Here is a 26,747-nt window from a genome sequence, read left to right as displayed (position 1 = left end):
TTTATAACAATGATTATTAGAAGAGGATTAAAGGAGGATTCAGAACAGATCGCAGAATATTTATTATTGGCAATGGAAGAAATTGCTTACCGTTTTATCGGAAAGCAGGATAAACAACTTGCATTGGAATTTTTAACTGATCTGGTGAAGGAGGAAGGAAATCAATATTCTTATAACCACAATTGGGTGATTGAAGAAAATGGAACCGTGGTAGCAACTGCCCTTGTTTATGATGGTGCTAACCTTTACGAACTTAGAAAACCTGTGGCAGACTTAGTGGAAAACAAATATCAAAGGAGTTTTAACCCCGAAGATGAAACTCAAGCTGGTGAATTTTATATTGATTGCATTGCAGTAAATCCTAATCAACAAGGAAAGGGCTTGGGATCGATTATTATTAAATATTTAATTGATGAATATATCTTGAAAAAAAAGGCTGTCCTAGGTTTGTTGGTCGATGAAGATAATCCAAAAGCGAAAAAATTGTATGAAAGATTAGGTTTCAAAGTTGTTGGAATGAAAAGCCTAATGGGTAAGAACCTTGAACATATGCAATTGAAATAATTTAATATTTATATATACATCAAAATCCCATTTTCCTAATGGGATTTTTTTATGTGAAAATGTTACTTAAAATTATAGCTAAAACCTTTTTACCATGACTGTTATTAATAATTTTTTTTATTAAATTTGAGTGTTGCCCTATTGTAAACCGATAAGAAATCCCTTTCTATAAAAGTTTTTATAACGGTAATGCTAAATCTAAAATTTAAATCAAGATCAAATGCTGAAAATTAAGATCCCTCAGTTTACTAGGATTTGGAACAAAGGAAGAAACTTTGCAACCGTTGCTATGATTTTTATTTCTGTCGCTCAAGTTCAAGCACAAAAAACAGAAGTAGACTATGTAAACCCCTATATGGGAAATATCTCCCACCTATTGGTACCAACTTATCCAACAGTTCACTTGCCAAACTCATTATTGCGAGTTTATCCCGAAAGGTCAGATTATACTTCCGATAGATTGCGTGGTTTACCTTTGATTGTTACCAGTCATCGCGGAAGCTCTGCCTTCAATCTTAGCCCTTTAACTGCCGGTACTCGAGATTTAAAGCCGATCTTGAACTATAGCTATGACCAGGAAATCATAAATCCTTACAGCTATTCTGTTTTATTGGATGAGGATAACATTGATGTCAAATTTGCCGTATCGCATCAAGCAGCCATATATGAATTGGATTTTGAAAAATCAGGACAAAATCAATTAATCTTTAACAGCCGTCGGGGAGAGGTTAAATGGGATAACACTGGGATTTCAGGTAGCCAAGATATCGGCAATAATACTAAAGTGTATATCTATGCTGAAATTGATCAAAAACCTACTTCTGTTGAAAGTATCGTCAATGGCCAACTTAATAAAGCCTCTGATGCTACTGGTGAACAGGCTAACCTGATTTTGACTTTCCCTAATTCTGCACAGAAATTAAAGGTCCGCTATGGAATATCTTTTATTGATGCCGCACAAGCTAAGGCAAATCTTAATCGCGAAATTAAAAACTTTGACCTGGCAAAAGTTAAAGAAAATGGAAAAGCAATTTGGAATAAAGCTTTAGGAAAACTTAAAGTGGAAGGGAATAATGAAAATGATAAGAATATCTTTTATACCTCTCTTTATAGAACTTTTGAAAGACCTGTAAACATCTCTGAAGATGGCCGCTATTATAGCGCATTCGATGGGAAAATTCATACAGACGAAGGTGTCCCCTTCTTTACTGATGATTGGATTTGGGATTCTTATCGTGCTCATCACCCTTTGAATGTCCTTATTGATACCAAAAAGGAAGGAAATATTCTGCAGTCATTTGTCCGGATGTCTGAGCAAATGGATAATTTCTGGCTTCCCACTTTCCCTGAAATTACTGGTGACAGCCGTAGAATGAATTCTAATCATGGTGTAGCTGCAATCTTGGATGCATATGAAAAAGGAATCCGTTCCTTTAACATCGAAGAAGCTTACCGTGCTGCAAAAGGTGCTATAACAGAAAAAACATTAGCCCCATGGTCAGGAAAACCTGCCGGAAAACTAGATCAATTCTTCTATGAAAAGGGATACATTCCTGCCTTACATCCAGGTGAAAAAGAAACTATCCCCGAAGTAAATGATTTTGAAAAACGTCAGCCTGTAGCAGTTACACTAGGAACTTCCTATGATCTATGGTGTCTTGCGCAATTAGCAAAACAGCTTGGAAAAACTGAAGATTATGAGAAGTTTATCAAGCTTTCTCAGAACTATAGAAACCTGTTCAATCAGGAAACTAAGTTTTTCCACCCTAAGGATGAAAAAGGTAAGTTTATTGAACCTTTTGATTATGTTTTTTCCGGAGGTCAGGGTGCTAGAGAATATTATGGGGAAAACAATGCCTGGATTTATCGCTGGGATGTACAGCACAATATTCCGGATTTAATCCAATTAATGGGTGGAAATGAACAGTTCGTCAATTACTTGGATGAAATGTTTATTCAACCTTTGGGAAGATCGAAATTTGATTTTTATCAACAGTTGCCTGACCATACTGGTAATGTCGGCCAATTTTCAATGGCAAATGAACCTTCCTTACATATTCCTTATTTGTATAATTATGCAGGACAACCGTGGAAAACGCAAAAAAGAATCAAAACCCTCATAAAACAGTGGTTCAGAAATGATTTAATGGGTGTACCAGGTGATGAAGATGGAGGAGGCCTTTCTTCTTTCGTGGTTTTCTCCCAACTTGGTTTTTACCCTGTTACCCCTGGCTCTGCGCTTTATAGCATTGGTTCCCCTTTCTTTGATAAAGCAGTCATTCAATTGGAAAATGGTAAAACATTTACGGTAATCGCCAAAAATGCTTCTGATAGAAATAAATATATTCAATCCGCAAAATTAAATGGCAAACCTCTAAATAAAGCTGAAATATCACATAAGGATATATTAAATGGCGGAACCCTCGAATTTGAAATGGTCGATAAAGCCAATAAAAACTGGGGAATATCGTCCAAATAATCATTGGAATTTTCGAGAGCTATCAATTTGATAGCTCTCGTTTTTTATCCTTGATTTACTCTTTCAATAATTTCAGTATCTTCGAATAAAATCTAAACCCATTCAATTCTATGAAGATCAATTATTTTAAGCTGAAGGATGCTTTATTATTTCTGTTTTTGTTGCCTTTGATATCATTCGCACAAAATAAACCTAATGTAGTCATGATATATGCCGATGATTTAGGATATGGTGATTTAAGTGCTTATGGCGCAGATAAAATAAAAACTCCAAATATTGATGAACTTGCTAGTGCTGGAATTCGTTTCACCAATGGACACTCCTCGGCTGCAACTTGTACCCCTTCCCGTTATTCCTTGATGACCGGGAAATATCCCTTCAGAAAAACCGGAACAGGTGTTCTTCCTGGTGATGCTGCATTAATTATTGATACTGCCCAAATGACCTTGCCAAAACTTTTTAAACAACAGGGTTATCAAACCGCAATTATTGGAAAATGGCACCTTGGATTAGGGAGTCAGATAGAAAAAAATTGGAATCAGGAGGTCAAACCTGGACCTATAGAAGTGGGCTATGATTACTCCTATATTTTCCCGGCAACTGCTGATCGCGTTCCTACAGTATTTCTAGAAGGACACAAAGTAGTTGGAGTAGACCCAAATGACCCTATTCAAGTTTCATATAAACAAAAGATTGGTACTGAACCTACAGGACTTGAAAACCCTGAATTGTTGAAAATGAAAGCTAGTCCCAACCATGGACATAATCAAACCATTATTAATGGAATCGGTAGAATAGGATGGATGACAGGAGGATTACAAGCAAGATGGGTAGACGAAGAAGTCACCATGACTTTTGCGGATAAGGTTATCCAGTACATTCGCGAAAATAAAAATAAACCATTCTTCTTGAGCTATCATGCTACCGAACCCCATGTCCCGAGAATGCCTTCCACAATGTTTAAAGGAAAAAGCGGTTTGGGGTATCGTGGCGATGCAATCTTACAGTTGGACCATACCGTTGGTGAAATAATTCAGACCTTGAAGGATAATGGTCTCTTCGAAAATACAATAATAATTTTTACCAGTGATAATGGGGCCGTTTTGGATGATGGTTATGTCGATGGAGCAGTTACCCAGCTTAATGGTCATAACCCTTTCGGAATTTACCGGGGCGGGAAATACTCTGCATTTGAAGGTGGAACCAGAGTACCATTTATTATGAGCTGGCCTAAAGGAATTAAAAAGAATCAAGTTTCCGACGCATTGCTGTGCCAAATGGATTTGCTCTCTAGTTTTGCAAGTTTCTTCGGAAAACCTTTGCCAGCACAATTGGAATTAGATGGCGAAAATATTTGGTCGGCATTCATTGGAAAAGATAAAAAAGGAAGAGAGTACTTAGTTCAATCAGCTGGTACATTTTCAATTACCAGAGGTAATTATAAATACATCAAACCAAGTAAGGGGCAAGCCATGAGTAAGCTGACAAATACTGAACTCGGAAATAACCCTGAAGATCAACTTTACAACTTAGCATCAGACCCGTCTGAAAAAACAAATATCGCCAAACAAAACCCTGAATTGGTTGCCGAATTGAAAACTTTATTGGAAAGCATCATGTAACTATTTGATGTGATTCGAATTAATATTAATATCAGGATGACTCCTGAACAAGATATCAAAAAAAAGGCTATTCTCAACCGAGAATAGCCTTTTTCTTAAATCCTTACAATTCTATAATCCATATGAATTATCATCGTAATTAATATCTGCTAAACGTTGCGTAGGATCAATCCAAGCTTTTTTGACTTTCTTGCTCACAGGAACAGAGTAATTAGGTTTTGTCCAAAACCAATCCGTTAATACCGTTCTTTTTACCCCATTGTAAATCTCAAAATTCTCAACAGGTTTTTCTCCACGCATTTCACGTAATGGAATATAAAACAATTCCTTGCTTCCATCTTCATATTCTACCAATAAGTCAATTGGCATCGCAAAGTTGGACTTATTCAGAATTTCTATATTTTGATCAGTAACATTGCTGATTGCATAATCAATAGTTCTGGTCGTATTGATAAATAAATTAAAATACCATTTTAAATTCAGACCTGATGTTTCTTCCGCTACACGTTTAAAATCATTAGGAGTTGGATGTTTAAATTTCCAAATATCATAGAAGTTCAAAAAGGTCTTTTGTAAATTCTGCTTTCCAATTATATAGCCCATTTGTTCAGCTAATACGCCTCCTTTGCTATAAGCTTCTATGCTGTAGGCAAAGTTTGTGTTATAGTAATCCGCCAATAAGCTCATAGGTTCTTCTTTGCCTGATTTCGCTAGGCGATAATAGGAATTATATGCTGAACCAATTGGATTAAGGGCTCTGACATTTGGCTTCTCGAATAACTCCGTATAGGCTAATTCCTCAATATAACTTGTAAATCCTTCATCCATCCACTCATCAACGGTTTCATTGATGCCGAATAATTGTTGATACCAGGAATGCGCTGCCTCATGGAAAATAACCCCAACAAGTCCTTTTAAATTTCTTCCACCTGTAATAAGTGTTGCTGTACCATATTCCATTCCACCATCACCTCCTTGAACAATGGAATAGGTTTTCCAAGGATAGGCTCCGAAATTTTCACTGGTGAAATCAAAAAACTCAGTAGCTAGACCTAAGGCTGTTTTCCAGTTATCTGTAACCTCTTTGTCCGTAGGTAAGAAAATCGTATAAATACTGGTTCCATTTTTTGTTTTTGCTGAATCTACAACAAACTTAGGGTCTGCTGCCCATGCAAAATCATGGATGTTCTCAGCTTTATAATGCCATGAGGCCTTGTTGTTTTTGGACTTTATCTTCGCATTCTTTACATATCCTTTTACCTCAGAAGGGTTTTGTAATTTACCAGAAGAACCTATGACATAATCTTTGTTGATATGGATCGTAACATCAAAATTTCCAAATGGAGCAATAAATTCTCGACCAATATACTCATCTAAGTGCCATCCAAACTCATCAAATTGAGCCATCTTTGGATACCATTGCGTCATGGAAAAGGCTACACCCTCCTTAGAATTACGTCCGCTACGACGGATTTGCTCAGGTACCTGTGCCTGCCAAGTTAAATCAAATTCAACCGTGCTTGCATCTTTAATTGGAGTGGGTAAAATAACTTCCAAAACTGTCCCATCTTCCTTAAATGTTACCTCGCTGCCGTTGTACTTCACAGATTTGATCTTCTGAAATCCAATTTGATCGGGACTTAAAGCCGAAATCCGACTCTGACGAATGGGCTTTTCTTTTGTCCCAATATTGCTAACCATTCTCGCATCTGGGTCTGGAATATTCTTTAGACGTTCGTCCATCATACTTCCTGGTTGGAAAGCATTGAAATATAAATGAAAGTATACTTTGTTCAATTCCTGACCAGAATTATTGCTGTATTTAACTTTCATTTTGCCATCATATTGAAATGTCTTCTCGTTGACATCAATATCCATGGTATAATCGACTTTCTGATCCCAATAAGACTTGCGTTGTGCAAAGCTCGTCAAGGAACAAAATGCCAAGACTAATAAGCCAAGGGTGTTTTTTAGATTCATAATGCCAAATATATAAAATTTAACACTCGAAAATCATAGCCTTAGCCAATCACAATGTCGATGCCTAGTTCTTTTATGACTTGAATTAGATCATCAAATTGATCATTACTGGCAAATATCTTGTTCCGCCATACTCGAACTGTACCCGATTTTCCCTTTGTATGAAAAGCTAAAAGGTTTCCTCCTGAACGAATGTGATTTTTTAAATAAGAAATATCTGCTATGGGAATAGTCGTTGCCTTTCCAAATTTGGTAATGCTAATGTTACTATTGTCAACTTCCCAAGTGGAGATTTGTTTACTCAATTTAACCGCTGACCACATGATCGCCGGTATACAAAATAATAATATCAGAATTTTATAAATCTCCTGAAAATTGCTAATAGAAAGTAAATACCCTACAAAAAATAATGAACCTAATAGGATCCAGATGAACCTACCTCGGTGTAAGGTATTAATTTGAAATATCATGTCTGCCTTTATTTTTTTGGATCTATATGTATTGTCTTTACGTCCGTTTCTCCTGTTTTAACAACCGAAACTTGTCCATCCCCTGAAACATCAATTAATTCATATTCGAATGGTAAGATAATCTTTCCTGTTGAATTAATAAGTCCATAGGTTTCACCATCCGAAGATGCTAAAAACACATCGTCCATTTCAGTGGTAAATAAAAACTTGTAAGCATCTGTAACCAATTTATTTCCTATAATTTCATAGATGGCAGATTTGTTATTTTCCTCTACTACAAAATATTTACTATTGTTGGAACTAATACTACTGTAGGTCAACGGAACGATGATCTTTCCGGTTTTATCAACCAAGCCATATTTATCACCATTGCTCACAATAGCATATTGCGATGAAAATGGATTTATATTATCAAATTCAGTGGACCAGATGGTTTTTCCATGTTCATCCATCACAGTCATTTTATCTTCTTTTGAATAGATATAAGCGTTCAATTCTGAATCATATGTGATAAAATCGTAGATATATTCCGTTATGTTTTTCCCTTTTTTATTGATCAAGGCGGAGGTATTACTTTCATCTATCGCAATAGAAACTCCATCGTTAAAGGCTGTTAAGCTCAAAAAATTTGGTTCAGTAATGATATCTCCAGAAATAGTCTTCAAGCCATATAAAAAACTGATGGAATCGTAATAAGCGACCATGTCTTCCCCTAATTCAATGTTCTCAGGTCTGTAATCAATAGGATCTAGGTCTGCTACGATACTGTAGTTTTTTGGAACTTGAAAATAATCATTTGAAACCTTCAACTTCTCAATATTCTTGGCATAAAATGCAACCCCTTGCGTCGAAATCTTTAATGCTGCCCCAGGAATTTGATTCAGATATTGATAATTCCCCCAAAAAATTTGTGGTATCTTTTCAGTGTACCATATTTCTACCTTTCCAGATTCATCAGAAGAATCCTCTGAAAAAATTTCTATAACGGCCAATTTACATGGAAAGCCTAAGATAGTCGCACTCTCCTCAGATTTGAAGGTAATTGGATATTCCTCAATATTCTCTGGTAAATAGTCCATCTCAGAATAGCGTTTGGTAGTGGTATCTATTCGGAATAAGGTTTTTGCCTCTGTATCGCGCATATAAACCCAATCTTGAAATAAATTTGACTTAATTTTATTAGCGCTTTTTCCAATCCATGCTTCTAATACAATTTCACCCTCCATGTCTTCAAGGATTGTCCTGAATAAATCTGAAGGATCTGTCTCGTTAGCCTCTAATTCTTTTAATTTTTCCTTGAAGGATTCTTCGATTGAGATGCTGTAATCGATCTTATTAATCTCTTGTTGTGCAAATGAAATCTGGAATAAACAAGCTGTAAAAATGAAGGTGAAAATCTTTTTCATGTAATGAAATTATTACGCAAAAGTCCTCATTTTTATTGATTCCTCAAATATCAAGGGCTAATATTTTATGCTAATTTCCAATATTTTTTACCTACAAGTATTAAGGATGGATTTTGTATATTTATTTATGATTAAATACTTGACCTACTTCTTGTTATTCTGCATCGGGATTTCATCAGCACTGGGACAAAAATCCCCAAATATCATAATTATTGTTTCGGATGACCATTCTTTCCAAAGTATTTCTGCTTATGGATCTAAATATGGCCATACCCCAAATATCGATCGCATTGCGAATGAAGGACTGCTTTTCAACCGCTCCTACGTGAATAATTCCCTATGCGGGCCGAGTCGAGCAAGTTTATTGACTGGAAAGTATAGCCATAAAAATGGGTATAAGGAAAATGAAAACTCCCACTTCGACCATAGCCAAAATTCATTTATTAAAGAGTTGCATAAAGCCGGATATACTACATCCTGGATAGGAAAACAACATTTAGGGGATACCTTAGAAGGCTTTGATTACTACGATATTTTGATCAATCAAGGCCATTACTTCAACCCTGACTTCAAAAATCAAAATGGAACTATGATCCGTGAAAATGGCTATGTATCCGATATTGTAACCAATAAAGCCCTTAATTGGATGAATACCTTAAATAAGGAAAAACCTTTTTGTCTGATTCTTGGCCATAAAGCTACCCACCGAGAATGGGATCCTGACCCTCAGGATTTTGGTAAAAATGACCATAAAAAATTTAAAATACCTAAAAATTTCTATGATAATTACGTCGGAAGAGAAGCCGCAAAAATTCAAGAAATGCAGGTCAGTAAGGATATGTTGCTAACCTACGACCTTAAAATGTTTAAGAACGATGAAGAATGGATGAAAGAATCCAATTTCTTTAGAATGGATGAATCTGATCGTGAGAAATATAGAAATTACTACGCGAAAGTAAAGGAGGATTTTAATAGCAGAGACCTTTCTGATCCTAAAAAATTGGCAGAATGGAAATTTCAACGCTATATGACCGATTACCTCAATACCGCAGAGTCAATGGACCGAAACATTGGGAAAGTTCTGGACTATTTGGACCAAAACAACTTGACAGAAAATACCATCGTGATTTATATGTCTGATCAAGGGTTCTATATGGGAGAACATGGATGGTTTGATAAACGATTTATGTATGAAGAATCCTTTAGAACACCAATGATGATGAGGTTCCCAAAAGAAATTAAGAAATCAAGAAAAGTCAATGATCTATTGATGACTATAGATATTGCTCCAACTTTATTGGAGTTGGCAGGGGTATCTGTGCCTGAGGATGTTCAAGGTCAATCCTTTACTCCAATTATACATGGTCAGAAAGGTGTTCGAAAAGACCTTTATTACCATTATTATGAAGATGGGGTGCATAATGTAACTCCACATTTTGGAGTCAGCGACGGTCGTTATAAACTGTTCCGTTTCTATAATAAAGTGAACTCTTGGGAACTTTATGACCTGAGTAAAGATCCTCAAGAAATGAGAAACGTCTTCGACAATCCTAAATACGCCGAGAAACAAAAGGAAATGATGAAAATGTTGAAAGATGAAATTGTAAAACAAGATGATTCCGAAGCATTGCGTATATTTGAGGCTTCCTAAACTTAAATATTATCATGCGCATACTAACAATTATTTGTTTTTGCTTAATTAGCTTAATTTCTCAGGCTCAAAAGAAGCCAAACATTGTAGTCATTATTTCCGATGACCATTCCTATCAAACAATAGGTGCCTATGGTTCCAAAATTGCACATACTCCAAATCTGGACCGAATAGCCAAGGAAGGAGCCCTGTTTACCAAAGGTTATGTCACGAATTCTATTTGTGGACCAAGTCGGGCTAGTTTATTGACTGGAAAATACAGTAATAAGAATGGCTTTAAGGATAATGAAACCTCTAACTTTAACCATGGACAGAATTCATTTGTTAAAGAATTGCACAACAACGGATACAAAACAGCTTGGATCGGAAAAATTCATTTGGGAAGACAGTTGCAAGGTTTTGACTACTATAGCATCCTAACTGGTCAAGGACATTATTTTAATCCTGATTTTATTTCCAGTAAAGAAGGTGAAAAAGAAGTGGTAGCAAGAGAACAAGGTTATGTGGCAGATTTAGTTACTGATAAAGCTCTGAATTGGTTAAAGGATCAAAATAAAGAAGAACCTTTCTGTTTAATCATTGGCCATAAAAATACCCATAGAACCTGGATGCCTGCTATTGAAGATTTTGGTAAGAATGATAGTAAAACAATCCCACTGCCTGAAACATTCTTTGATGATTATGCCACGAGAAAAGCAGCAGCTCTGCAAGAAATGAGTATTGACAAGGATATGCAAATGGGCTATGATTTGAAGATGTTCGAAAATATCGAAAAAATGCGCGCTGATGGGAACTTCTCAAGAATGACCGACCAGCAATTTCAAGCTTACGTTGATTATTATAAACCAATTTATGAAGAATTAAAAAAATCTAACCTTTCTGGAAAAGCTTTAGCTGAATGGAAATACCACCGCTATATGGTTGATTACCTTAATACTGCTGAGTCAATGGATAGAAATATTGGAAAGTTATTGGATTATTTGAAAGAAAATAATTTAGAAGATAATACTTTGGTCCTTTACTTATCCGATCAAGGTTTCTATATGGGTGAACATGGATGGTTTGATAAAAGATTTATGTATGAAGAATCTTTCCGTACACCGATGTTGATGAAAATGCCAGGCTTGATCAAACCTAATTCTAAAATTAATGGAATGGTTTCCAACGTGGATATTGGACCAACGTTTTTAGAACTTAGTGGAATTAAAGTGCCACAAGATATGCAAGGTAAATCTTTCTTGAGCTTATTGAATGGAAAGAAAAAAGATATTCAAGACCAAATCTATTACCATTATTATGAAAACGGTGAACATGCCGTATCTCCACATTTTGGAGTAAGTGATGGTCGATATAAATTGATTCGTTTCTATAAAAGAGTAGATGGATGGGAGTTATTCGATATGAAAAAAGATCCTAGAGAATTAAAGAATATTTATGGAGAGCCCAAATACAAGAAAATTCAACAAAGATTAGAAAAAACTCTAAAGCAAGAAATAGACCGTTTAGAAGATGAAGATGCAAAAGCAATCTTAGCAAATCAGTAGACATAAAAAAACCTTTCTGTTTTCAGAAAGGTTTTTTTATTCTCTTTAGTTAAAGATCAATGTTTTTTCAGGATTGATCTTTCTACCATAGCTCAGTAATTCATAGTGCAAATGCGGGCCTGTAGATCTTCCGGTACTCCCTAGCTTTCCAACTAATTGTCCAGCTTCTACCTTCTGTCCCTTTTTTACTTTTGTGCTCGAAAGGTGAGCATATCTCGTTTCCCATCCATTGGTATGTTCTACAATCACAACTTTCCCGTACTGACCCTTATAACCTGAAAATACTACTTTTCCAGCTGCGGTTGCAGTAATAGGCTCGCCAGTTCTTCCGCTGATATCAATTCCTGAATGCATCTCAATACCTCTATTGGTAAATGGATTTCTGCGGTATCCAAATCTCGATGTGATCTTTCCACTATGCGGAGTGCCCAATGGAACACCTTCTAATTTTTTATCTAATCTCTTTACAGTTGCCTCATAGTATTTGATTAATTCAGGTAAATTAACCTCTTCCTCAACAGGTCCACCAGCATTTTTTAGCTTCGGTGCAAATTCTTTTAAACCTCTTTTGCGCATTTTGGCATTAATTTGGTTTACTGCACTATCAATAGCATCAAATGATTTTTGTATTTGAACAGTACTTAATTGGTTGGACGCCTCTTCTAAAGCTAGATTTTGTCTCGCTTCTTCCAATGCCTCAATCTTTTTTGTTAACTGTTCCTCGTAATGATCGCTTGTTGTTTTTGTAGCAACATAGACAATAGTTGCACATATTAAACAAATACAGAAGATCCCTCCAGCTAGGATATATTTCCAGTTCTTTAAAACAATAGTTGGAATTTGAATCTTCAAATTCGAATCGCCGTTTGAGTCTAGAATTTCAACGGCAGTCTTCTTTTTTGTCATAGTATTTTACTCTCCCACTTTATGTTAGCCGGGCGTAAAAATAGAAGATGTTAAAATAATTGCAAGAAAATTTAACATTTTATAACTATTTGAGAGTTGGAAAGCTACAAAATCATCATCTTTGTATTATGTCATTTTCGGAACGTATACTCAACTGGTATGCTGAGCATAAAAGAGCACTACCATGGCGTGAGACTAAGAATCCCTATGTAATTTGGTTATCAGAAATTATCCTTCAACAGACAAGAGTTGAACAAGGAATGCCTTATTTTTTTCGGTTTTTAGAAACTTACCCGAATGTAACAAAATTTGCAAATGCAGAAGAAGCTGAGATCTTGAGACTTTGGCAAGGACTGGGTTATTATTCCAGAGCCAGAAATATGCATAAGGCTAGTAAGCAAGTGTTAGAGCTGCATAATGCTAAGTTTCCTACTGATTATCAGTCGCTATTAAAGCTGCCGGGAGTAGGAGAGTATACTGCTGCTGCAATTTCATCCTTCTCTAGTAACCATGCCCATGCTGTTTTAGATGGTAATGTCTTCCGCGTTTTAGCCCGATATTTTGGCATTGAAGAACCTATTAATAGTTCCTCAGGTAAAAAGATCTTCTCCAAATTAGCGGAGGAAATGCTCGATCGGAATCAGCCCGCAGAATATAATCAGGCGATCATGGATTTTGGTTCTCTTCAATGTAAACCAAAAAATCCTAACTGCGCTGAATGTGTATTAAGGATAGACTGTAGAGCTTATGAAAGTGGTTTAGTCAATGTGCTCCCCGCAAAAATAAAAGGTAAAAAGAGTAAAGACCGATTCTTTCATTATTTTATAATTGAACATGATGGAGCCGTACTGATGTCCCAGCGTTCTGAAGGTGATGTGTGGGCAAATTTGTTCGAATTCCCAATGATCGAAAGTGATGCTGATTTGAATGTAGCGGAATTGGTACAAATGGAAGAATTTCAGAAAGACTTCGGATTATCTGTTCCAACGCAGATTAAAGGACAAATAAAGCATATTCTAAGCCATCAGAACATATATGCAAGGTTTTATAAGCTGGAAATCAACGCCTCTAAATTGCCCAAAAAATCCCATTGGAATTATTTTATATTAGAAAAATTAGATACATTAGCTAAACATAAACTGATTAGTTCCTTTGTGGAACATTATTTTTAGTGCTCACTAAATCCTAAATTATTGTATGTCAGGAGTAAATAAAGTTATTTTAGTTGGTCATCTTGGTAAGGATCCAGAAATCCGCTATTTAGAAGGAAATGTAAGTGTTGCCAGTTTTCCATTAGCAACATCGGAGACTTTCAACAAGGATGGACGTCGTGTAGAGCAAACTGAATGGCACAATATCGTGTTGTGGCGTGGTTTGGCAGATGTTGCTGTAAAATACCTCAGCAAAGGTAAATTGGTCTATATCGAAGGGAAATTGAGAACCCGTTCCTATGAAGATAAAGAGGGAATCCGTCGATATACCACCGAAATCGTAGCGGAAAGTTTTAATTTATTAGGGCGACGCTCGGATTTTGAGCCGCAAAATCCTCAACAAACGAATACTGCCGCAGGTCCTGTTAACCCGGATTCAAAAGAACAAACCGTCGACTTTACAGAAAACGATGACGATAATGATGGTCTACCTTTTTAATCTACCTAATTAAATACTGTACCATTTCATTTATTTTTTAAAATTGCTGTATCTTTGACACATGTTGCAAGATAAGATAACGCAGTATACTGAAGAGATTAAGGCATTTGCCCCAAGTTCAGCTCAAGAAGTTGAAGCATTTAGGTTGAAGTTTCTAGTGTCGAAAGGCATCTTGAAAAACCTTTTTGAAGAATTTAAAACCGTATCCTCTGATGAAAAGAGAGTACTAGGAAAAGTATTAAATGAATTTAAGCAGTTAGCTGAAAATACATTTAAAGATGCTTCTGAGAAATTCTCAAATCAAAATGAAGGTCAAACCGCTAATGCTGAAGGTGATTTAACATTGCCTGGACAAGGATTTTCCTTAGGCTCTAGACACCCTCTTTCGCTAGTTAGAAAAGAAATCGTTGAGATTTTTAAGAAATTAGGGTTTGTCGTGGCTGAAGGAAACGAAATCGAAGACGATTGGCATAACTTTTCAGCATTGAACTTTGCGCCTGAACATCCTGCAAGAGATATGCAAGATACCTTCTTTATCAAAAAACAAGATGGTAATGAAATGGTATTACGGACGCATACTTCTTCCGTACAAGTAAGATTAATGGAAGCCGGAAAACCGCCCTTCCGTGCGATTATGCCTGGAAGAGTATATCGTAACGAAGCTATTTCGGCTAGAGCCCATTGCTTCTTCCATCAGATTGAAGGTTTGTATGTGGATGAAAATGTTTCATTCGCTGACTTAAAACAAACCCTTTATCACTTCGTGAAAGAATTATATGGTGAAGATACTAAGGTAAGATTCCGCCCATCGTATTTCCCGTTTACTGAACCTTCCGCAGAAATGGATATTTCTTGTACAATCTGTAAAGGTGCAGGCTGTCAAATGTGTAAATACTCTGGATGGGTTGAAATTCTAGGTTGTGGTATGGTCGATCCTAACGTATTGGATAACTGTGGTATTGATAGTAAAAAATACTCCGGTTTTGCATTCGGAATGGGAATCGAAAGAATCACAAACCTTAAATATGAAATCCGTGACCTTCGTTTGTTCTCAGAAAACGATGTCCGATTCTTATCTCAGTTTGAAACAGAAATTATTTAAACCAATTGGTTAATATTCCACCCGAATACCAGATTATTTGGGTGGAATCTATAAATTACTAGTTGAATCCCAAATTCAAAACTTGCCTTGCATGGAAGATAAAATTGTCATAGCTATAAAGAAATCCGCAAGAGATCTATTTAGAAAATATGGCTATAATAAAACTAGCGTAAATGAGCTAGCAAAAAACGCTTCCATCGCCAAAGCTACCTTCTATAAACATTTTGCCAGTAAAGAATTAATATTACACGAAGTCCTGATGGATTATATCCAGGATAATGTATATGATATTCTGAATAAAAATGTTAAAGAAAAAGACCTGGCATTATTTCTCGCAAATACCATTCTTAGGGTCAGCCGCGTAACTTATACCGTCTGTAATGAATTTGTTGGCTGGGAATTTATCCGTGAATCTGTCAATGCGCAGGAATACTTAAAACTCCTTTCCGATGACCTGGAATTTCTTTTATTGCGCTCCTTTATGCAAAATGAAACCATTGCCAGCATGATTCCTGAAGAAAGATTAACCTTCCTTATTAAAACTTCCAAAAATATCGTTTTCTCATTCGCTTTCACCGCTGTCTCTGAGGCTGATGTCCGTAAAAATTTTATTTCCTTCCAAAAAGAAATGCTCCCTTATCTTGTGGAAGCAACTTTATTGGAGAGTAGATAGCATCTAGCTACCTTCTATTAATTTTTTCCGTATTTTTGCGCCAATATGGGAAGAAGAATACCTCAGGATAAGAAGTTTATTTCCAATGTCGAAGTGATTGACATCGCGGAAGAGGGCAAGGGAGTTGCCAAACATGATAACTTAGTGTTGTTTATCGAACGTGCTGTACCCGGCGATATCGTCGATGTGGAACTGATGCGTAAGAAGAAGAATTTTGCAGAAGGTAAAATTGCCGAAGTAAAAGTTGCTTCTGAATATCGCATCGATCCGTTCTGTGCTCACTTTGGAGTATGTGGAGGTTGTAAATGGCAACATATGACCTATGATTCCCAATTAAAATTTAAAGAACAGTATGTAGGTAATGCCTTGTCCCGTATTGGGAAAGTGGATGTATCTTCCATGGAACCAATTCTAGGTTCAGCACAAACTGAATATTATAGAAATAAATTAGAATATACCTTCTCTAATAAACGGTGGTTAACAAGTTTGGATGAAGTTGAACCCGGTGATTCCATGGATGCATTAGGCTTCCATGTTCCAGGTCGCTTTGATAAAATCCTGACGATTGACCATTGTTTCCTACAGCAAGCCCCATCAAACGATATTAGAAACAGTATTTTCGATTACGCTAAGGAAAACTTCATGTCCTTTTATGATTTGCGTGATCACGAAGGTGCCCTTCGTAATCTAATCATCAGAACCTCTTCAACAGGCGAATTGATGGTAATTGTCGTTTTTGCTTATCCTGAAGAAGGGCAAGTCGATTTGTTGATGTCCTATATTAAAGACAAATTCCCTGAAATTACATCCCTATTATATATTATCAATCAAAAAAGAAATGATACCATCTTTGATCAGGATATCCATGTTTATGCTGGTCGTGATTTTATCTATGAAGAGATGGAAGGCTTGAAGTTTAAAGTAGGTCCGAAGTCTTTCTATCAAACCAATTCAAAACAAGCTTATGAACTGTATAAGATTACTCGTGAATTTGCCGATCTGAAAGGGGATGAATTAGTATATGACTTATACACTGGGGCTGGTACAATTGCAAATTTCGTGGCTCGATCAGCTCGTGAAGTAATCGGAGTGGAGTATGTACCGACAGCAATTGAGGATGCCAAAATAAACTCCCAGACCAATAACATCCATAACACTAAATTTTATGCCGGTGATATGAAGGATGTATTAACAGCAGATTTTATCCAAGAACATGGAAAACCTGATGTGGTTATCACTGACCCTCCAAGAGCAGGTATGCACCCAGATGTTGTTCAGCGTATCTTGGAAATGGAAAGTGATAAAGTAGTCTATGTAAGTTGTAATGCTGCAACTCAGGCACGCGATTTGGAAAGTTTAACCACGAAGTATGAGGTAGTGAGGATTAAACCGGTAGACATGTTCCCGCATACTCAACACGTTGAAAATGTAGTACTATTAAAATTAAAGAAATAAATGGATTTACAAGAACTCTTAAATAAAGGACCCGAAGAAGAAGGAAAACAAGGTAAAGGACAAAGTCCATTAGTGAGTTTAAAAAAGGATCTAGATTTCTATAAGGAGTCCATTCAAGAAGTATCTTCAGAAATGATGGCTGAAGGTTATACCTTGTATCCAATTTTTGTCGCTCACCAATTAACAGTGGATTTGGGTGAAATGATCTTGGATAGAGATGAATTAAACACCCAGTGGAGCATTCAAGCAAGTTCTCTCGAAGAATTTGTGGAAAGAGGTATCATAAAAGAGGATAAAAAGGAGTTTTTTGAGAAAAATTTTAAACCCGCAAATGACTTCATGTGTCTATTTGTAGTCGTTCCGGAAGGAGCTAACTTCGTTTTTTATCCTTATAACAACTAGTGATTTAAAACTTTTTAACATTTCCTAGTCAAAAGTATTATTACCTTTAAAATTGGATGTATAATAAAGTAAAATATATTGCCCTACTATGTTCTTTCTTTTTCCTGACGCTTGCTGCACATGCTCAGGACCAAGATAATATAGTCTCTGGATTAGTTCTTGAGAAAGGGACAAGCACTAGGATTAGTGATGCGAATGTAGTCAACCAAAGGACTAAACAAACGGTGAGAACCAACTCTTATGGCGTATTTAATATCGAGGTAAATGTTGGTGATACCCTTTCTGTAAGTAAGGTCGGTTACGGACCAATCAAAACTAGAATCAATACTTTAGAAGATATTTTATTAGATCTTCAAGCTGGTAATAGGATTGAAACCGTCGTGGTAACCAGAAGTACCAAAGAAATGGAGATGAAGGAAATGTTGGAAGACTACGAAAGTAAAGGCGTATATAATGGGGGACAAAATAAGTTTGGAACCTATATCTCCAGCCCTGCAACAGCTCTTTACAATCTCTTTGGTAAGGAAGCAAAGAACGCAAAGCGCTTTGAAAAATTCATGAATCAGGAACTTGAAGAAACCAAGGTGGATCGAATTTTTAATAAAACCATTGTTTCTAAGATCACCAAACTCGAAGGTGAAGAATTGCAATCCTTTATGGATATCTATAGACCTTCTTATGCTACCGCAGAAAGATGGGGACAATATGATTTGATGAATTATATTAATTCCTCATATAAAACATGGAATGCCCAAGGACGCCCAAAATCACAACGTTTGCCGAAACTAGAAATTCCTCCGCAAGAAAAATAAACTGCTGATAATTAATTTGTTATAACTTGTATCGTAGCGGAAAAAGCTTTTGGCATTGGCTTTGCAAATAACAGTTCTATTAGTTAGACAATTAGTTAATATAAGAGTAAAAGATAAACAATTTGATTATGAAAATGAATAAAAGACTAGCGGTTTATGGATTGACAGTAGCAACATCAGCTATGTTATTTGCTAGCTGTTCAACCATTCAAAATACTAGTAACACAACAAAAGGTGCCGTAGTAGGTACTGCAGCTGGTGGTGCAATCGGTGCATTAATCGGTGGTAAAGCAGGTAATACTGCAGTAGGTGCTATCGCAGGTGCCGTAATTGGTGGCGCTGCAGGTACATTGATCGGTAAAAAAATGGATAAACAAGCCAAAGAAATTGAAAATACTGTAGCCGGTGCTGAAGTAGAGCAAGTAGGTGAAGGTATCTTGGTGAAATTCGATTCAGGAATTTTATTCGACTTCAATAGTACTGCTTTAAAACCTTCTGCGAAAGAAAATATCGCAAAATTGGTGGAAACATTAAATAAAGAACCAAATACTGATATCCTTGTATTGGGTCACACTGATAATATTGGTACTTTACAAGCTAACCAAAAAGTATCAGATGGTCGTGCAGCATCAGTAAAATCCTTCGCAGTTTCTAAAGGATTAGCAGGTAGCCGTATTAAAACCGAAGGTAAAAACTATTCTGAACCTATCGCATCTAATGATACTGACGCAGGTAGAGCAGAAAACCGTCGTGTAGAAATCGTTATTGTTGCTAACAAAAAAATGCAAGAAGAAGCGAAACAAGAAGCAGGTCAATAAGACTTCTAGAAATATTCGAATAGGGGTTCCAAATTTTTGGAACCCCTATTCTTTTTTCAAAAGTTTTGTTAAATTTTATACAACTGCTGACAAACTGTCATTTGTTTAATAGATAATTACTAACTTTGTAGTCTTTGAAAATTGACTATGTTAGAGTTATCGCATACAACAAAAACACACGATGAATCCCGTCAGGGTGAGGCACTGGATATGATTCCGACTGGACAATCTACCGGTCGTAAACTATATATTGAAAGTTACGGATGTCAGATGAACTTCTCCGATAGCGAGATTGTTGCTTCTATTCTGATTGAGAAAGGCTTTGAAACAACAAAGGATTATAAAGAAGCCGATGTGGTTTTTATTAATACTTGTTCCATCCGTGAAAATGCCGAACAGCGTGTTAGAAATAGATTGAAAGAATTTGAATCCGCAAAAGCCAAAAATCCAGGAATGGTCGTAGGCGTTTTGGGATGTATGGCAGAACGATTGAAAGCTAAGTTCTTGGAAGAAGAGAAGTTGGTAGATGTTGTTGTCGGACCAGATGCATACCGTGACCTTCCTAATCTGATTGATAAAGTAGATGAAGGTGGTCGTGCTGTGAATGTATTGCTATCCCGTGAAGAAACTTATGCAGATATTAGCCCTGTTAGATTAAATTCAAACGGTATCTCTGCATTTATTTCTATTATGCGCGGATGTGATAACATGTGTTCTTTCTGTGTTGTTCCTTTCACTCGTGGTAGAGAGAGAAGCCGTGATGCTGAATCCATCGTCAAAGAAGCACAAGACTTATTTAATGCTGGCTATAAGGAAGTAACCTTGTTAGGGCAAAATGTCGATTCATATAAATATTCAGCTCCCGTAGCTGAAGGAGAAGAACCTAAGCCTTCCATTAATTTCGCGCAATTACTAGCCTTAGTGGCTGAGGTGAGCCCTGAATTGAGAATTAGATTCTCTACTTCTCATCCGAAAGATATCACCGATGAAGTCCTTCATACTATGGCGAAATATGAAAATATCTGTAAATATATTCACCTACCGGTGCAATCGGGTAACTCCAGAGTATTGGAATTGATGAATAGAACTTACGATAGGGAATGGTATAAAGATCGCGTTGATGCAATTCGTCGTATTATTCCTGAATGTGGTATTTCTACAGATGTTATAACTGGATTCTGTACCGAAACAGAAGAAGAACATCAGGAAACATTATCCATGATGGATTATGTGAAATACGACTTCGCTTATATGTTCGCTTATTCAGAACGTCCAGGTACCCTTGCTGCCAAACGGTATGAAGATGATATTCCTGAAGAAGTAAAAAAACGTAGACTTACGGAAGTGGTAGATTTACAAAGAGAACATAGTCTATATAGAATTGAAAATTTTGTTGGTAAAGTTCATAAAGTATTAATTGAAGGAACTTCTAAACGTTCAGATAAGGACTTCTGTGGAAGAAATGACCAAAATACAATGGTTGTTTTCCCGGTAGACGAACGCTATAAAGTTGGAGATTATGTTAATGTACTTGGTGAAACTTGTACATCTGCAACATTAATCGGAAAGATAGTTGATTAATATTAATCATAACACTAAATATTAATAATGGATCATCAAGATATTAAGAGCAGGTTTGGGATTATTGGGAATTCTCCATTACTAAACCGTGCAATCGATATTGCACGTCAGGTAGCACCTACCGATATATCGGTTTTGATTCAAGGGGAAAGTGGTTCTGGAAAAGAGGTCTTCTCGCATATTATCCACCAACTCAGTGGACGTAAGCACGGACCTTTTATCGCTGTTAACTGCGGTGCCATTCCAGAAGGTACAATTGATTCTGAATTGTTCGGACATGAAAAAGGATCCTTTACGGGAGCTCACGAAGCTCGGAAAGGATATTTTGAAGTAGTGGATGGTGGAACCATTTTCTTGGATGAAGTGGGGGAGTTACCTCTGGGTACTCAAGCTCGCCTGTTGCGTGTCTTGGAATCCGGAGAATATATTCGAGTAGGATCATCCAAAGTGCAAAAAACAAATGTTCGCGTAGTTGCTGCAACCAATGTGGATGTGTATGAGGCCGTTAAAAAAGGAAAATTCAGAGAAGATCTTTACTATAGGTTGAATACCGTTCCTTTGAGAATTCCACCGCTTCGTGAAAGAAAAGAAGATATCGTTCTTTTGTTTAGAAAATTTGTGGTTGACTTCTCTGATAAATATCGTTCTCCAGGCATACAACTTACTGAAGATGCACAAGAACTGCTCAAGAATTACTCTTGGCCAGGAAATGTTCGTCAACTGAAAAATATTGCCGAACAAATCGCCGTTCTAGAAAAGGAAAGGCTGGTGAATGCCCAAATCTTAAGTCATTACCTTCCCGTGGAAACGCAAAGTACATTGCCGATGCCACTAAAAGAGCAAGCAAAGGATAATTTCTCGGAAAGAGATCTTTTGTATAAGGTACTCTTCGATATGAAAAAGGATATGGTAGATTTAAAGAAATTGGTCGTGGAATTGATGCAAAAGGGTTTCAATCAAGGAACAATGGAGCAAAACTCCCCATATATCAATCAATTGTACCAAGAGATCAGACCTAGTTCTGCTGCAATTGGTACAGAGGAATACCCTGTAAATACCAATCCAACCATTACAATTCATAATCCGAATCAGCCGAATGGAAATGCAAATGATTATTTGTATGACACCCAAGACGTAGAAGAGGTGGAAGAATCATTATCTTTACTCGACAAAGAGTCAGATTTGATTAAAAAAGCGTTGAAAAAGCATAAAGGAAAACGTAAAGCTGCTGCGCAGGAACTTGGAATTTCAGAGCGTACTCTTTATAGAAAGATTAAAGATTTGAACTTAGATTAATATGTCCAATTTTAAATATAAAAGCAATTTTATTACCTATATTATTGCGGCTTTCCTGCTTTTTACCTTCCACGGTTGTGGAGTAAAATACAGTTTAGGAGGTGGTACAATCCCAGAGAATATGAAAACATATTCAGTGGAAATCTTTGAAAACATATCACCATTTGTATCAGCAACTTTAAGCCAAACTTTTACAGAAGGATTAAAAGAACGCATCCGTACGCAATCAAAATTAAGTCAAGTCAATCAAGATGGTGATGCCATGTTCTCTGGTGTAATTACAAATTACGCCATTACTCCCGCAGCCGTTGAAGCAGGGACAGACATGGCTGCTTTAAACCGTTTGTCCATTACTGTTAAAGTGAAATATGTCAATAGAAAGGACGATACCGGAGAAAGCGATTTTGAAGACTCTTTTACTCAATTTAAGGAATTCAGAGGGCAAATTAGTGCGAACGAATCTCAATTAAATTCTGAAATTGTAAAGATGTTGACTGAAGATGTTTTTAACCGTGCATTTAATAACTGGTAAAATATAAGAGCCTTTGAATAACATGGATCAAGTATATATTTTTAGAAAAGCGTTAGAGAACCCTGTCGATGTAAGTTCAGCTGAATTTGAACAGCTCTTATCGAAATATCCCTATTCTCAGCCAATAATATATGCTTTTGAACGAAAGAAGTTTCTCGAAGGTCAGAATATTGATAAACAACGTACCTTAATTTACGCGAATAACCCTTTTTGGCTGCGTGATTATTTACAGAAACCTGTTGAAATTATTCCTGAATTGGAAGTGGATTCTGATGATTATATCTCTTATGAGGAAGTCGATGAACAAGTAGTAGCTGAAGATACTGAAGTGGAAGCAGTGGATGTGGAATCCATTCCTGACCTGGAAGAAATCATTCAGGAACCTGCAAATGACTTGGATGAAATCGTTGAAGAAACTGAAGATTTAGAATCAGAACCCATTGAGGAGGAACCTGCATTTGATTTTCCAAGTGGGTATAATATTGAAAAGGAATTCGCAGAAGAATCCATCGAAGAAACAATACAAGATACTACAGAGGTTGAGGTAAATGTTCCTGAAGAAGAAAGTCCGCGTAGTTCTGAAGAGGATATTAGTTTATATAATGATGAGCTAATGCCTTATAGTTTTAGATGGTGGTTGTACAAAACCAGATTGGAGCATGCAGAAACTTACCAACCTTTTTCTTCTCAAGTATTACCAAGACAACAAAAAGGTCAGTTTGATCCTAAAAAATTAGATGAAGCTATCTTGGATCAGCAAATCCGTGAAAACATCTTTCACTTGCAAGACCCATCGGATAAACTTAGTGATAAACATAAAAAAGAAACAGTGGAGTTTAAGTCTACTGAAAAAATGGATGAGGTAATTGAGAAATTTATCCGCGAAGAGCCGCAGATTCAACCTCCAAGTGCCGAAGCCATCAATACAGAAAACAAGGCTAGAAGTAGCTCTGAAGACCAATTACAGGTGGTTACAGAGACCTTAGCCAATATTTACGTGTCCCAAGGAATGTATGAAAAAGCGATATCTGTATTTAGAAAATTAATTTCGGATAATCCAGAAAAAAAATCGTACTTTGCGACCCGAATTAAAGAGATTGAACAAAAGTTATAATTGAAAATATAGAAATGGAAATTTTATTTATTATCCTAATTATTCTAGTAAGCTTATTATTAGCGTTTTTTGTATTGATTCAGAACCCTAAAGGAGGTGGTTTATCTTCTGGATTTTCTGGCGGTGCAAATTTAATTGGTGTGCAACGTACTGGGGATATCCTGGAAAAAGGAACTTGGATTTTTGCAATCGCCCTAATGGTATTTTGTATTGCAATAAATATTATTGGCCCATCAGCTTCAAATAGAGGCGGTCTAGGTGATCAAATTGAAGCACCTATTTCTGCTCCTAATTTGAATCTAAACCCGTCTGCAACTCCTGCACAAGGAAATCCTGCTGGAACAAATCAAACTCCTGCTACGCAAACCCCTGCAGCTACGGATTCTACAAAATAAGTAAGCTCAACAATCAAAAAATATAACCCTGTCTGAACAAGACAGGGTTTTTTGTTTTACAGCAACGCTGGTGTCATCATGACATTAAGATGATGGCCAACTGACATGAAAAATGACAGTTAATGCAAAAATGGCAAAAAAAAAATGCTTAATTTCAATTGGCATAGTTCGTGATACCTTTGAGGTACGTAATCGAAAAAAAATAAAATTCTTATACAATTATGGCATTAAGTATTAAACCTATCGGAGACAGAATAGTAGTTGAACCTGCTCCAGCAGAAGAAAAGACAGCATCAGGTATCTATATCCCTGATACAGCAAAAGAAAAACCATCCCAAGGAACAGTGGTAGCTGTTGGTGCTGGTAAACCAGATGAACCATTAACTGTAAAAGTAGGTGATAAAGTATTGTATGGTAAATACGCTGGAACTGAAATTACCTACGAAGGTAAAGAGTATTTAATTATGCGCGAAGCTGATATTTACGCAGTCCTGTAATTTATAATCAACAATAAAATTTAAAAAATACAGTAGGTTCTTGCTGTCCAATTATCGATTGAACAACCAAAACCGAAGATCCAATTTCATAATAAAATGGCAAAACAAGTAAAATATAATGTAGAAGCACGTGACGCCCTGAAAAAAGGTGTTGACACACTTGCAAACGCAGTAAAAGTAACTTTAGGCCCTAAAGGTCGTAATGTAATTATTGAGAAAAAATTTGGCTCCCCAGCGATTACTAAAGATGGTGTATCGGTGGCTAAAGAAATCGAATTGAAAGATGCTTTAGAAAATATGGGTGCACAAATGGTAAAAGAAGTAGCATCTAAAACTGCTGACCAAGCAGGTGATGGTACAACTACCGCTACTGTATTAGCGCAAGCAATCGTTGCTCCTGGTATTAAATCTGTAGCCGCTGGTGCTAACCCAATGGATTTAAAACGTGGTATTGATAAAGCTGTTGCAGCTGTGGTTGAGAACCTAAGATCTCAATCTCAAGTTGTAGGTGCTGACAATAATAAAATTAAACAAGTTGCTTCTATCTCTGCTAACAATGACGAAATTATCGGTTCATTGATCGCTGAAGCAATGGAAAAAGTAGGAAATGACGGTGTAATCACAGTTGAAGAAGCAAAAGGTACTGAAACTGAAGTGAAAACAGTAGAAGGTATGCAATTTGACAGAGGATACCTTTCTCCTTATTTCGTAACTAACTCTGATAAAATGGAAGCGGAACTTGAAAGCCCTTACATTTTAATCTATGATAAGAAAATCAGTAACATGAAAGAATTGTTGCCGATTTTAGAAAAACAAGTACAAACTGGTAAGCCTTTATTGATCATTGCTGAGGATTTAGACGGTGAAGCATTAGCTACGCTTGTTGTAAACAAAATCCGTGGATCATTGAAAGTGGCTGCAGTTAAAGCTCCAGGATTTGGGGACCGCCGTAAAGCGATGTTAGAAGATATCGCTATCCTAACTGGTGGTACTGTAATCTCTGAAGAAAGAGGTTTCAAATTGGAAAATGCAGAATTGTCTTACTTAGGACAAGCTGAAAAAGTAGTTGTTGATAAAGATAACACAACTATTATCAATGGTGCTGGTAATGGAGATGATATTAAAGCTCGCGTTGCTCAAATCCGTTCTCAAATTGAAACTACAACTTCTGACTACGATCGTGAAAAATTACAAGAGCGTCTAGCTAAATTATCAGGCGGTGTTGCTGTTCTTTACGTTGGTGCTGCTTCTGAAGTTGAAATGAAAGAGAAAAAAGACCGCGTAGATGATGCACTTCACGCAACTCGTGCTGCGGTAGAAGAAGGTATCGTTGCTGGTGGTGGTGTTGCTTTCATCCGTTCTACTGAGGCTTTAGTAAACCTGAAAGGTGAAAACGAAGACGAGCAAATCGGTATCGATATTATCAAACGTGCTATCGAAGAACCTCTTCGTCAAATCTGTGCTAACGCAGGTATCGAAGGTGCAGTAATCGTTCAAAAAGTGAAAGAAGGAACTGCTGATTATGGTTACAACGCACGTACTGATAAGTTCGAAAACCTGATCTCTGCTGGTGTTATTGACCCTACTAAAGTTTCTCGTGTTGCATTAGAAAATGCTGCATCTGTTGCTTCAATGTTATTAACTACAGAATGTGTTCTTGCTGATGAACTAGAAGATAATCCTGTAGGTGCTGGTGGCCCTCCAATGGGTGGCGGCATGGGCGGAATGATGTAAAATTTCCCCTCAAAATATTAAAAGAGCTATTCATGAGAATAGCTCTTTTTTTGTGTCTATTTTT

Annotated in this window: 24 protein-coding genes; 20 read left to right on the top strand and 4 right to left on the bottom strand. The window is 36.6% G+C overall.

Annotated features, from left to right (window positions below; translation table 11 throughout):
* Window positions 1–9: 9 nt before the first annotated feature.
* The 3 genes from PZ892_RS16100 (at window position 10) to PZ892_RS16090 (ending at window position 4,665) form a co-directional block, all read left to right on the top strand.
* Window positions 10–564: a GNAT family N-acetyltransferase gene (locus tag PZ892_RS16100; protein WP_182499137.1), complete on the top strand. Its 555-nt coding sequence runs from the start codon at window positions 10–12 to the stop codon at window positions 562–564.
* Between the two features lie 220 nt (window positions 565–784).
* Window positions 785–3,043, top strand: a complete 2,259-nt coding sequence (locus tag PZ892_RS16095) for a GH92 family glycosyl hydrolase (protein WP_277711542.1) — start codon at window positions 785–787, stop codon at window positions 3,041–3,043.
* Window positions 3,044–3,153: 110 nt separating this feature from the next.
* Window positions 3,154–4,665 carry an arylsulfatase gene (locus tag PZ892_RS16090; RefSeq protein WP_277711541.1) on the top strand — a complete coding sequence of 504 codons (1,512 nt, stop codon included), beginning with the start codon at window positions 3,154–3,156 and terminating at the stop codon, window positions 4,663–4,665.
* 111 nt (window positions 4,666–4,776) lie between these two features.
* On the opposite strand, the gene PZ892_RS16085 is transcribed toward PZ892_RS16090, so the two are convergent.
* From PZ892_RS16085 to PZ892_RS16075, 3 genes are read right to left on the bottom strand one after another with little or no spacing between them, the layout of a single operon-like run.
* The gene (locus tag PZ892_RS16085; protein WP_277711540.1) at window positions 4,777–6,645 is read right to left on the bottom strand and encodes a M1 family metallopeptidase; all 1,869 of its coding nucleotides are present in this window, start codon (window positions 6,643–6,645) and stop codon (window positions 4,777–4,779) included.
* A gap of 41 nt (window positions 6,646–6,686) precedes the next feature.
* On the bottom strand, window positions 6,687–7,115 hold the full coding sequence (locus tag PZ892_RS16080) for a hypothetical protein (RefSeq protein ID WP_277711539.1): 429 nt from the start codon (window positions 7,113–7,115) through the stop codon (window positions 6,687–6,689).
* An 8-nt stretch (window positions 7,116–7,123) separates the two neighbouring features.
* Window positions 7,124–8,521, bottom strand: coding sequence for a WG repeat-containing protein (locus PZ892_RS16075; RefSeq protein ID WP_277711538.1), 1,398 nt, complete (start codon window positions 8,519–8,521; stop codon window positions 7,124–7,126).
* Window positions 8,522–8,648: 127 nt separating this feature from the next.
* On the opposite strand from PZ892_RS16075, the gene PZ892_RS16070 reads away from it, so the two are divergent.
* Together PZ892_RS16070 and PZ892_RS16065 are read left to right on the top strand one after the other, a co-directional pair.
* Window positions 8,649–10,172, top strand: a complete 1,524-nt coding sequence (locus tag PZ892_RS16070; protein WP_182499133.1) for a sulfatase — start codon at window positions 8,649–8,651, stop codon at window positions 10,170–10,172.
* 14 nt (window positions 10,173–10,186) lie between these two features.
* Window positions 10,187–11,716 (top strand): sulfatase, encoded by a 1,530-nt coding sequence (locus tag PZ892_RS16065; protein ID WP_182499132.1) that lies wholly within the window; start codon window positions 10,187–10,189, stop codon window positions 11,714–11,716.
* Between the two features lie 45 nt (window positions 11,717–11,761).
* Here the strand turns inward: PZ892_RS16065 and PZ892_RS16060 are convergent, their stop codons facing one another.
* Window positions 11,762–12,622 carry a M23 family metallopeptidase gene (locus PZ892_RS16060; RefSeq protein WP_094257268.1) on the bottom strand — a complete coding sequence of 287 codons (861 nt, stop codon included), beginning with the start codon at window positions 12,620–12,622 and terminating at the stop codon, window positions 11,762–11,764.
* 128 nt (window positions 12,623–12,750) lie between these two features.
* Here PZ892_RS16060 and mutY point away from each other — a divergent pair, with 128 nt between their 5' ends.
* The 15 genes from mutY (at window position 12,751) to groL (ending at window position 26,683) form a co-directional block, all read left to right on the top strand.
* Window positions 12,751–13,794, top strand: coding sequence for an A/G-specific adenine glycosylase (gene mutY, locus PZ892_RS16055; RefSeq protein ID WP_182499131.1), 1,044 nt, complete (start codon window positions 12,751–12,753; stop codon window positions 13,792–13,794).
* 25 nt (window positions 13,795–13,819) lie between these two features.
* Window positions 13,820–14,272, top strand: coding sequence for a single-stranded DNA-binding protein (locus PZ892_RS16050; RefSeq protein WP_094280683.1), 453 nt, complete (start codon window positions 13,820–13,822; stop codon window positions 14,270–14,272).
* A 61-nt stretch (window positions 14,273–14,333) separates the two neighbouring features.
* Window positions 14,334–15,374 (top strand): phenylalanine--tRNA ligase subunit alpha, encoded by a 1,041-nt coding sequence (gene pheS, locus PZ892_RS16045; protein WP_182499130.1) that lies wholly within the window; start codon window positions 14,334–14,336, stop codon window positions 15,372–15,374.
* Window positions 15,375–15,465: 91 nt separating this feature from the next.
* The gene (locus PZ892_RS16040) at window positions 15,466–16,047 is read left to right on the top strand and encodes a TetR/AcrR family transcriptional regulator (RefSeq protein ID WP_094257478.1); all 582 of its coding nucleotides are present in this window, start codon (window positions 15,466–15,468) and stop codon (window positions 16,045–16,047) included.
* Between the two features lie 45 nt (window positions 16,048–16,092).
* Complete coding sequence (gene rlmD / locus PZ892_RS16035; protein ID WP_182499129.1) at window positions 16,093–17,502, top strand: 23S rRNA (uracil(1939)-C(5))-methyltransferase RlmD; 1,410 nt, start codon at window positions 16,093–16,095, stop codon at window positions 17,500–17,502.
* Entirely contained in the window at window positions 17,503–17,904 is a 402-nt protein-coding gene (locus tag PZ892_RS16030; RefSeq protein ID WP_182499128.1) for a hypothetical protein, read from the top strand.
* Between the two features lie 56 nt (window positions 17,905–17,960).
* Window positions 17,961–18,716 carry a hypothetical protein gene (locus tag PZ892_RS16025; protein ID WP_182499127.1) on the top strand — a complete coding sequence of 252 codons (756 nt, stop codon included), beginning with the start codon at window positions 17,961–17,963 and terminating at the stop codon, window positions 18,714–18,716.
* 122 nt (window positions 18,717–18,838) lie between these two features.
* Window positions 18,839–19,534, top strand: coding sequence for an OmpA family protein (locus PZ892_RS16020; protein ID WP_094257261.1), 696 nt, complete (start codon window positions 18,839–18,841; stop codon window positions 19,532–19,534).
* 147 nt (window positions 19,535–19,681) lie between these two features.
* A complete protein-coding gene (gene miaB / locus PZ892_RS16015; RefSeq protein ID WP_094257260.1) occupies window positions 19,682–21,115 on the top strand; it encodes a tRNA (N6-isopentenyl adenosine(37)-C2)-methylthiotransferase MiaB in 1,434 nt (477 codons plus the stop codon).
* A gap of 27 nt (window positions 21,116–21,142) precedes the next feature.
* Window positions 21,143–22,411, top strand: coding sequence for a sigma 54-interacting transcriptional regulator (locus PZ892_RS16010; RefSeq protein ID WP_094257259.1), 1,269 nt, complete (start codon window positions 21,143–21,145; stop codon window positions 22,409–22,411).
* Between the two features lies 1 nt (window position 22,412).
* Window positions 22,413–22,943, top strand: a complete 531-nt coding sequence (locus PZ892_RS16005) for an LptE family protein (protein WP_182499126.1) — start codon at window positions 22,413–22,415, stop codon at window positions 22,941–22,943.
* A 22-nt stretch (window positions 22,944–22,965) separates the two neighbouring features.
* Window positions 22,966–24,057: a hypothetical protein gene (locus PZ892_RS16000; protein WP_182499125.1), complete on the top strand. Its 1,092-nt coding sequence runs from the start codon at window positions 22,966–22,968 to the stop codon at window positions 24,055–24,057.
* Window positions 24,058–24,071: 14 nt separating this feature from the next.
* The gene (gene secG, locus PZ892_RS15995) at window positions 24,072–24,452 is read left to right on the top strand and encodes a preprotein translocase subunit SecG (RefSeq protein WP_094257256.1); all 381 of its coding nucleotides are present in this window, start codon (window positions 24,072–24,074) and stop codon (window positions 24,450–24,452) included.
* A gap of 221 nt (window positions 24,453–24,673) precedes the next feature.
* Complete coding sequence (locus PZ892_RS15990) at window positions 24,674–24,949, top strand: co-chaperone GroES (RefSeq protein WP_094257255.1); 276 nt, start codon at window positions 24,674–24,676, stop codon at window positions 24,947–24,949.
* A gap of 96 nt (window positions 24,950–25,045) precedes the next feature.
* A complete protein-coding gene (gene groL, locus PZ892_RS15985) occupies window positions 25,046–26,683 on the top strand; it encodes a chaperonin GroEL (RefSeq protein WP_094280675.1) in 1,638 nt (545 codons plus the stop codon).
* The last annotated feature ends 64 nt before the right edge of the window (window positions 26,684–26,747 follow it).

Origin of the sequence: Sphingobacterium sp. WM, from assembly GCF_029542465.1 — a bacterium.
In the GTDB taxonomy this organism is placed as follows: domain Bacteria; phylum Bacteroidota; class Bacteroidia; order Sphingobacteriales; family Sphingobacteriaceae; genus Sphingobacterium; species Sphingobacterium cellulitidis.
This window is presented reverse-complemented; position numbering and strand designations above follow the sequence as displayed.

What these genes read in the sequence shown, in the direction of transcription:
- PZ892_RS16100 (WP_182499137.1), top strand. Translation starts at nt 10, where the DNA reads ATGATTATTAGAAGAGGATTAAAGGAGGATTCAGAACAGATCGCAGAA.
- PZ892_RS16095 (WP_277711542.1), top strand. Translation starts at nt 785, where the DNA reads ATGCTGAAAATTAAGATCCCTCAGTTTACTAGGATTTGGAACAAAGGA.
- PZ892_RS16090 (WP_277711541.1), top strand. Translation starts at nt 3,154, where the DNA reads ATGAAGATCAATTATTTTAAGCTGAAGGATGCTTTATTATTTCTGTTT.
- PZ892_RS16085 (WP_277711540.1), bottom strand. Translation starts at nt 6,645, where the DNA reads ATGAATCTAAAAAACACCCTTGGCTTATTAGTCTTGGCATTTTGTTCC.
- PZ892_RS16080 (WP_277711539.1), bottom strand. Translation starts at nt 7,115, where the DNA reads ATGATATTTCAAATTAATACCTTACACCGAGGTAGGTTCATCTGGATC.
- PZ892_RS16075 (WP_277711538.1), bottom strand. Translation starts at nt 8,521, where the DNA reads ATGAAAAAGATTTTCACCTTCATTTTTACAGCTTGTTTATTCCAGATT.
- PZ892_RS16070 (WP_182499133.1), top strand. Translation starts at nt 8,649, where the DNA reads ATGATTAAATACTTGACCTACTTCTTGTTATTCTGCATCGGGATTTCA.
- PZ892_RS16065 (WP_182499132.1), top strand. Translation starts at nt 10,187, where the DNA reads ATGCGCATACTAACAATTATTTGTTTTTGCTTAATTAGCTTAATTTCT.
- PZ892_RS16060 (WP_094257268.1), bottom strand. Translation starts at nt 12,622, where the DNA reads ATGACAAAAAAGAAGACTGCCGTTGAAATTCTAGACTCAAACGGCGAT.
- mutY (WP_182499131.1), top strand. Translation starts at nt 12,751, where the DNA reads ATGTCATTTTCGGAACGTATACTCAACTGGTATGCTGAGCATAAAAGA.
- PZ892_RS16050 (WP_094280683.1), top strand. Translation starts at nt 13,820, where the DNA reads ATGTCAGGAGTAAATAAAGTTATTTTAGTTGGTCATCTTGGTAAGGAT.
- pheS (WP_182499130.1), top strand. Translation starts at nt 14,334, where the DNA reads ATGTTGCAAGATAAGATAACGCAGTATACTGAAGAGATTAAGGCATTT.
- PZ892_RS16040 (WP_094257478.1), top strand. Translation starts at nt 15,466, where the DNA reads ATGGAAGATAAAATTGTCATAGCTATAAAGAAATCCGCAAGAGATCTA.
- rlmD (WP_182499129.1), top strand. Translation starts at nt 16,093, where the DNA reads ATGGGAAGAAGAATACCTCAGGATAAGAAGTTTATTTCCAATGTCGAA.
- PZ892_RS16030 (WP_182499128.1), top strand. Translation starts at nt 17,503, where the DNA reads ATGGATTTACAAGAACTCTTAAATAAAGGACCCGAAGAAGAAGGAAAA.
- PZ892_RS16025 (WP_182499127.1), top strand. Translation starts at nt 17,961, where the DNA reads ATGTATAATAAAGTAAAATATATTGCCCTACTATGTTCTTTCTTTTTC.
- miaB (WP_094257260.1), top strand. Translation starts at nt 19,682, where the DNA reads ATGTTAGAGTTATCGCATACAACAAAAACACACGATGAATCCCGTCAG.
- PZ892_RS16010 (WP_094257259.1), top strand. Translation starts at nt 21,143, where the DNA reads ATGGATCATCAAGATATTAAGAGCAGGTTTGGGATTATTGGGAATTCT.
- PZ892_RS16005 (WP_182499126.1), top strand. Translation starts at nt 22,413, where the DNA reads ATGTCCAATTTTAAATATAAAAGCAATTTTATTACCTATATTATTGCG.
- PZ892_RS16000 (WP_182499125.1), top strand. Translation starts at nt 22,966, where the DNA reads ATGGATCAAGTATATATTTTTAGAAAAGCGTTAGAGAACCCTGTCGAT.
- secG (WP_094257256.1), top strand. Translation starts at nt 24,072, where the DNA reads ATGGAAATTTTATTTATTATCCTAATTATTCTAGTAAGCTTATTATTA.
- PZ892_RS15990 (WP_094257255.1), top strand. Translation starts at nt 24,674, where the DNA reads ATGGCATTAAGTATTAAACCTATCGGAGACAGAATAGTAGTTGAACCT.
- groL (WP_094280675.1), top strand. Translation starts at nt 25,046, where the DNA reads ATGGCAAAACAAGTAAAATATAATGTAGAAGCACGTGACGCCCTGAAA.